Annotated in this window: 7 protein-coding genes; 3 read left to right on the forward strand and 4 right to left on the reverse strand. The window is 65.5% G+C overall.

The genetic code is table 11. From position 1 onward, the window contains the following. Window positions 1–211 precede the first annotated feature (211 nt). Window positions 212–892, reverse strand: coding sequence for a response regulator transcription factor (locus tag ACWD2L_RS40625; RefSeq protein ID WP_306321454.1), 681 nt, complete (start codon window positions 890–892; stop codon window positions 212–214). Next, a complete protein-coding gene (locus ACWD2L_RS40630; protein WP_351345622.1) occupies window positions 889–2,187 on the reverse strand; it encodes a sensor histidine kinase in 1,299 nt (432 codons plus the stop codon). The genes ACWD2L_RS40625 and ACWD2L_RS40630 overlap by 4 nt, the downstream gene beginning before the upstream one ends. A gap of 196 nt (window positions 2,188–2,383) precedes the next feature. Between ACWD2L_RS40630 and phoU the strand changes: the two genes are divergently transcribed. Next, complete coding sequence (gene phoU / locus ACWD2L_RS40635; RefSeq protein WP_351345625.1) at window positions 2,384–3,064, forward strand: phosphate signaling complex protein PhoU; 681 nt, start codon at window positions 2,384–2,386, stop codon at window positions 3,062–3,064. Between the two features lie 490 nt (window positions 3,065–3,554). Here the strand turns inward: phoU and ACWD2L_RS40640 are convergent, their stop codons facing one another. Beyond that, a complete protein-coding gene (locus ACWD2L_RS40640) occupies window positions 3,555–4,535 on the reverse strand; it encodes a hypothetical protein (protein WP_351345628.1) in 981 nt (326 codons plus the stop codon). Window positions 4,536–4,760: 225 nt separating this feature from the next. Between ACWD2L_RS40640 and ACWD2L_RS40645 the strand changes: the two genes are divergently transcribed. Then, window positions 4,761–5,360 (forward strand): hypothetical protein, encoded by a 600-nt coding sequence (locus ACWD2L_RS40645; protein WP_351345631.1) that lies wholly within the window; start codon window positions 4,761–4,763, stop codon window positions 5,358–5,360. A gap of 228 nt (window positions 5,361–5,588) precedes the next feature. Here the strand turns inward: ACWD2L_RS40645 and ACWD2L_RS40650 are convergent, their stop codons facing one another. Continuing rightward, a complete protein-coding gene (locus tag ACWD2L_RS40650; RefSeq protein WP_351345634.1) occupies window positions 5,589–5,735 on the reverse strand; it encodes a hypothetical protein in 147 nt (48 codons plus the stop codon). A 392-nt stretch (window positions 5,736–6,127) separates the two neighbouring features. Here ACWD2L_RS40650 and ACWD2L_RS40655 point away from each other — a divergent pair, with 392 nt between their 5' ends. Next, on the forward strand, window positions 6,128–6,967 hold the full coding sequence (locus tag ACWD2L_RS40655; RefSeq protein ID WP_351345637.1) for an SLATT domain-containing protein: 840 nt from the start codon (window positions 6,128–6,130) through the stop codon (window positions 6,965–6,967). The last annotated feature ends 283 nt before the right edge of the window (window positions 6,968–7,250 follow it).

Consider the following 7,250-nt stretch of genomic DNA (forward strand, 5'->3'; position numbering starts at 1 on the left):
TTTTTTCTTGGTTTGTTGTCCGGTTTTTTTGGCGGGGGGGGGGGGGGGGGGCCCCCCCGTTTGGGGGGGGGGGGGGGGGGCCCGGGGGGGGGCCCCCCCCTCCGCCATGTGACGCCATCCGTGCTCGACGTCGCGGGGCTCCGCCCCGGCCCCCGCGCCTCAATCGCCGGCGGGGCTTGATGGGAAACGCCGGCGGGGCTTGATAAGCGGTTTACGGCTCGAACTTGTAGCCGAGGCCGCGCACCGTGACCAGGTATCTCGGCGCCCCGGGATCCGGCTCGATCTTGGCGCGGAGGCGCTTCACGTGGACGTCGAGCGTCTTGGTGTCGCCCACGTAGTCCGCACCCCACACCCGGTCGATGAGCTGCATACGGGTCAGCACACGCCCGGCGTTGCGCAGCAGCATCTCCAGGAGGTCGAACTCCTTGAGCGGCAGGTCGACCTTGCCGCCGCCCACCGTCACCACGTGACGGTCGACGTCCATGCGGACGGGCCCGGCTTCCAGGGCCTGCGGCGCGACCTCCTCCGGCTCCCCGTGGCGGCGCAGGACGGCCCGGATCCGGGCGACCAGCTCACGCGAGGAGAACGGCTTGGTGACGTAGTCGTCGGCTCCTATTTCCAGGCCGACGACCTTGTCGATCTCGCTGTCCTTGGCGGTCACCATGATGACCGGGACGTTGGAACGGCCGCGCAGCTGGCGGCAGACCTCGGTGCCGGGCAGGCCCGGCAGCATCAGGTCGAGCAGGACGAGGTCCGCGCCGTTGCGCTCGAACTCGTCGAGGCCGTCGGGCCCGGTGGCCGCGATGGCGACCTCGAAGCCCTCTTTGCGGAGCATGTAGGACAAGGCGTCGGAGAAGGACTCCTCGTCCTCTACGACAAGCACTCGGGTCACGGAAGGACCTCCGGGGCGGCAGGAGTGGCAGGAATGGATTCGTATGCGGTTGTGTCGTCGGGCCCGTGTGCGTCGTCTTCGTCGCGTACGTCTCCGGGGCCACTGGTGCGGGATGTCTTGGTCTGGGTCGAACGTGAGGCGCGGGTCGAGGCCGCCTCGGGCAGCCGCAGCGTGAAGGTGGAGCCCTGTCCCTCGGAGCTCCACACGCTCACCTCGCCGCCGTGCGAGGCCGCCACGTGCTTGACGATGGCGAGGCCGAGGCCCGTGCCGCCGGTCGCGCGCGAGCGGGCCGGGTCGACGCGGTAGAAGCGCTCGAAGACGCGCTCCTTGTCCTTCTCGGAGATGCCGATGCCCTGGTCGGTGACGGCTATCTCGATGCGGTCGCCGCCGCCCGCCGGGACGCGGCGGGCGGCTATCCCCACGCGCGTACGGGCCGGCGAGTAGTTGACGGCGTTCTCGACGAGGTTGCCGAGGGCGGCGGCGAGCTGCCCCCGGTTGCCCCAGACCCGCAGGTCGGCGGTGCCTCCGGCGGCCATCGTGATCTGCTTCGACGCGGCGGGCTGGCGGCAGCGGTCGATGGCCTCGGCGACGAGTTCGTCGACGCGCACCGGCTCGGAGTCCTCCAGCGGGTCGTCGTTCTGCACCCGCGACAGATCGATGAGCTCCTGTACGAGGCTGGTGAGCCGGGTCGCCTCGTTCTGCATGCGCCCGGCGAACCGCTCCACGGCCTCCGGGTCGTCGGCTGCGTCCATGACGGCCTCGGAGAGCAGCGAGAGCGCGCCCACGGGGGTCTTGAGCTCATGGCTCACGTTGGCGACGAAGTCGCGCCGTACGGCCTCGATGCGGCGGGCCTCGGTGAGGTCCTCGACGAGCAGCAGCACGAGCCGGGAGCCGAGCGGGGCGACGCGGGCGGACACCGCGAGGGCGTCGCCGCGGCCGGTCCCCCGTCGTGGCAGATCCAGCTCGACCTGGCGTATCTCCCCGTCCCGCCGGGTGTCGCGGGCCATCTGCAGCATCGGTTCGACCGCGAGCTTCCCGCCGCGTACGAGACCGAGGGCGTACGCCGCCGAGCTGGCCTTGACCACGCTGTCCGCCTCGTCGAGGACGACGGCGGAGGAGCGGAGCACGGAGAGCACGGTGTCGACGCCGGGCGGCAGGACCGGGTCCATGTGCAGGGAGGTGCGGGTGGGGCGTTTCTGGTCGCGCTCGCTCCAGCGAAACGCCAGCATGGCGATGACACCGGTGCACACTCCGGCGATCGCTGCCGCTGCGGCGACCGCCGCGTTCACGTCCATGTCTTCAGGTTATGCGGCACCGAGCACTCCTCCACAGCCATCCGAGTGGCAGCTCGAACACTCGTCGCCCAGAGTTCACCTTGGGTACGGGGTCGATTCACTTGTGGTGCCGGATTCGGACGCGTACAGGACGGATCGTGGGAGCGTGGGGCCGTCCGGGTTCCATACGTAGCCAGGTACAGAGAGGGAACGCCGCATGCGTGACGCGTACCACGAGGAACTTGACTCGATCGGCGAGGGCCTGGTCGAGATGGCCCGTCTTGTCGGGTCGGCGATCGGGCGCGCCACCACGGCCATGCTCGACGCCGATCTGAAGCTCGCCGAGACCGTGATCGCCGCCGACCAGAAGGTGGACGATCTGCAGCACGAGCTGGAGGCGCGGGCCATAGCCCTGCTGGCCCGCCAGCAGCCCGTCGCCACGGACCTGCGCATCGTCGTCACCTCGCTCCGGATGAGCGCGGACCTGGAGCGCAGCGGCGACCTGGCGCAGCACGTCGCGAAGCTGGCCCGCCTCCGCTTCCCGGAGCGGGCGGTCCCGCACGACCTGCACGCGACGATCCTGGAGATGGGCCAGCTCGCGCAGCGCCTGATGGCGAAGGCGGCCGAGGTCATCATCACCAAGGACGTCGACCTGGCGATGCAGCTGGAGCAGGACGACGACGAGATGGACCTGCTGCACCGCACGCTCTTCCAGCACCTGATGGACGAGAAGTGGAAGCACGGCATCGAGACGGCGGTCGACGTGACGCTGCTCGGCCGCTACTACGAGCGCTTCGCGGACCACGCGGTGTCGGTGGCCAAGCGGGTCGTCTACCTGGTGACGGGCGAGCACGCGGACGAGGTGCAGACGCAGCCCCAGTCGGTGGAGAGCGCCTGACCGTACGCCAGCCGGTACGCCCGCCCGTACCAGGACGAGGGCCCCGCGCGACTGCCCGCGCGGGGCCCTTCTGTCACTCGATGCCTGCTCTCAGCAGGAACCCCCGCACTGGCACGGCGCGCCCGACTGGCAGCCGCAGCCGCAGCCCGAGCCGCATCCACAGGCTCCGAGCAGCACCAACTCCGGTACTGGTCGGCTCACTTCGACGGGTGCTTGCGGGCTCTGGATCGGCTTCGGGGAGTCGGCGGCCATGATGTTCCCTCCTCGACGGGGCCCCACGGTGGAGCCCTTCCCCCATTGCATGCCCAGCACGGCGGGCGCATCAACGGCGCACGCGCGCGTGGCAGTTGCCAATAAGCCCCTGGGGCGTGCCGTGTTCGGCACGCCCCAGGGGCCAAGGCAGAGAGAGGGGGTTACTTCTTCTTACCTTGGTTCTTGCCGGGGATCTTGGGAAGCTGGGATTTTGCTGGTCAGGTGACGACAGGCTGGCTCAGCTACTGTCATTGTTGGCCGTTGGTGAGTGCTCTTGAGTCACTTCGGACGGCCCAGAGACGGCCCGGCTGTTCGTCGCCTCCCGGCGCAGAAGATCGTCAGGACTCATGAACGTCGAGATGTCAGAGCTTGGCGTACATGGGGTCGCCAGACGCCTCTCCCGCTCTTCATCTGACAGCGGCTTGAACTCAGGCGGCTGGTAGCTCTCGTCTACCCACCCGCAATGCGTGCAGGTCCCTGCCACCACGTTGTAGGACTCACACTCGTCACAACGCTTGACGGAATTGCCGAGCCGGACGCGCGCGGCCGTGAAGACCCCCAACAGGTGCTCAACGGCCTTCAGACCGATCTCAGCATCCATCCGCACTGCTCGCTTCGCGTGGGTCAACCAGTTGACGTACTCCCAGGTCTCACCAGCGACCTTCTTCAGATACGAGCGAAGCTTTGTAGCGGAGGCACCGGCGGCCAGGAAGTTGGCCAGCAACTCAGACCACGCCCGGAAGTCGGCATCCTTCGGCCGCTCCTTGCCGGCCGGTACCAGTTGATCCGAACGCGTCTCTCCAACGAAGGAAACCAAGCACTCGCGAAGACGCATGCCTACAGCTTGGAAGTTCTCGGCCTCATCTCCACTGTCGTAAGCCTCGAACGCCTGCTCCCACCGACGCCATGAGCCTGGTAGAAGATCAGCTTCATCGGGTGCGAGTGGCACCTGTCGTTCTTGGAGGTAGGACATCCGAAGCATGAGTCCGACGTGGAAGGTCAGGACCACGTCCCGGCTCTTGAAGTCCAGTTGGTTGTACAGATTCGTGCTGTTGGTTACGACCCACCATCGGCTGTCTTCACAGTGCACGTCCCAGATGTCGTGCCGTACCGGGCCCACCAGTTCAGAGGCGGCCTTCTCTAGATGCACGACCTTCTCGTGGGCCTGGCCCTCGACGTAGGCCCTGATGTGAGCCTTCTCCTGGTCCGTCGCACGCATACGTCCCCCTGTCCCTCGTGACGCGAGGGTAGCTAGAAGGGGACAGCCGAGCGGCTCATTTTGGTCTCTGAGCTGCACCCATCTCTGCGAACCGCGCTCTCAACTTGGGAAGCTGAGGTCATTTCGGGATGGCTCGCCGTGGCCGGCCTAACTCCTCCCTCACTCCAGGGACACCAGCCAACCCGTCAGGCGGCACGCCTGGCCTACTGTGGCAACATCCTCGCCATGGCAGCTGGGGGAACGAGCATCGCGCCGTACCTGATCACCGCGTCTGCGACGCTCGCAGGCGTCCTGATCACTGCGGCGTTCGCGGAGTACCGAGAGCAACGGCGGTCCCGCGAGGAGCGGCAGCGCGAGCGAGACCGGGTCACCGAGGAGCGCTGGAAGTGGCTTCGCCAAGAGCGACGTCAGGCCTACGCGGCGCTGGTGCACCTCGGCTTCCAGATTGCGGCCACGCTCACGGAGGCGGCGTCCAGGCTGCACGACCGAAAAGACCCCAAGGGCGCGCTCGAACTGTGGACCCGCCTCGACGAGCTACAAGACGCGATCCACGCCCAGGTGGCGGACGTTCAGCTAGTAGGGGGCGAGGCCGTCATCACGGCGGCGCACACACTGCGTCGTTCTGCGCGGCGGACTGCGGGCCTGCTGAGCCAGAGCGTCGCCGCCGCCAAAAAAAGGTCTGACGACGGAACAACAAGCGACGGCCTGTCACAGCGCATCCGCCTGCTGTACGGCGCTACGAACGACTTGGTGGAGGCGGCCACCGAGGACCTGCGTGTGTCCCTCGATGCCGATTCCGAGCGGGAGCGGACACCGGCACGCTGACCAGCAAGATCTATCTGCTGGTCGGCGGCCGGGCTGCCCGCTGACCTGGTATTCACTGTCGGGTGGCGGGGTTTGAACCCACGACCCCTTCGTCCCGAAGCAATTGGGGACGCTTACTGTCCTTGGACTGCTGTGCCTGTCACCTGCGTTGATGGTCCGCTGACGTCCCCGGTTGTTCGCGGGTGTGCGTCGCGGTTGTCACGCAGTTAGACACTCGGTGCTCGTCTCTCAGAGAGCGGCGCGAGCAGCCTTGATGTCGTCGACCCAGAACACGTCTTGGCGCCACTGGCCCGGCCATGCCGCGAGGATCATGTCCTTCTTCGTAGCTTCGTCAAGGAGCCGACGCTTCTCGCTGTCGCTAGTGGCCTGGGCCACGACTCCTTGGGCGCTGATGCGTATGAGCGTGAGGGTCCGGGCAGACCAAGGGAAATGATCTTGATCGCTGGAGCGGCGCAGCGACGAGGCGTCAAAGTCGGCAAATCTAGGCATGCGAGCAACGTACGCCCGTAAAGATCAGGAAGACATGGTTCCGTTGCCGGAGGCGGCGGGCAGCTTCAGCAAGCAAAGAACTACGGGCTTGGGCACTGCTGTCGCGCTCGTCCCTGGCTCGGTCAGTTAGGGCCGCGTTCGAGCTTGAAGACGGAGCCGTGCAGCGCTGTTCCGCACAGATTCCCCTGCCTCAACCTTCGAATAAGCACCCACGCCGAGATTAGTTGCCGCATATCATTACCCAGGACTTCGCTACACCCAAAGGAGGAGGGAACCTGATGGCGCTCGAAATACCCTCTGTCGAGGCGAGTACGACTGACGTGTTAATCAAATATCGCCGAGACGTTGCTGATTACAAGCAGCGGATCAAGAATCGCCGCCTGCAAGTTGCTGGGCTTTACGGGACTCCGGCTCTTTTGCTCATCTCGGTGGTTGCGGGGGCCGCTGCGAAGGTCCTTTTCTGGCTGCACAGTGAAACGCCCAGCGCTCTCGCCAACATCTTTGGTGGGGTGGTGATGTTTCTTGGTATATGCACCGTGGCTCAGTTCGTCGTAGAATTCACCGAATCACTCTGGCGAGATGCCGGGAAGTCACTCAGAGAGCTAAAGCTCGATCTCGAATTGGCCGAAGAGCGCCGGATTCTAGAGGCGCGAAGGTTGACTCCTCCTGCAATCGATAGACAATCTTCATACAGGGACCGCCTACCTGGGGAGATTTCTCGACTTCGGGCCGAGTCTAGCCACTACCGCCGCCTGCATCTCTTCATGCAGTGGCTGCTCTTTGTTGGCTCGGCTGGAGTTTCTGGTGTCACGGCTTGGTATGACCCTCCTCAGCCTGCGAAAGGAGCCTTAATCGCTCTTGGGTCTATCGTTACGGTAGTAACCGCTGCTTCTGGCTATTTCAAGCCCCGCGAGAGGGCGTTCAATCTTCAGCAGACAGCGGATAATATGGAGCAGCACATTACCGCACTCGATTTGGGCATCGCTCCGTATAATATCGTTGATGATGCAGTGAACATGGAGGCATTCGCTACTACCGTTGAGGGGCTACGGGCGGAGCAGCGCATGCGAGAGCAGCAACTAGACCAGCCCCAACAGGGGCAGCAAGAAGTTATCTGAGCGGTTGAAGGAATCGGCGCCAGCGGCCCAGGGTGGTGGAGCCTGTGGTGGTTTATTCTCAAAGATTGAGCCAAGGTAATAGGGCCAATTGAAACCGTTAGGTGGGTTCAACTTGATGGGCCGAGATGCCCTTATCGGGACGACCGAGCTTGCTCAGCCCACTACTCAACCCCAGCTCCCATCCCGTCCGCCGTCGGCCCACACGCAGTGGAGCGGGCGTGGTTCATGGCGTCCAGGTGGAGCGCGCCACTGTACGAACGACCTGGACGCCATGAACCACGTC

Source organism: Streptomyces sp. NPDC002754 (assembly GCF_053592315.1).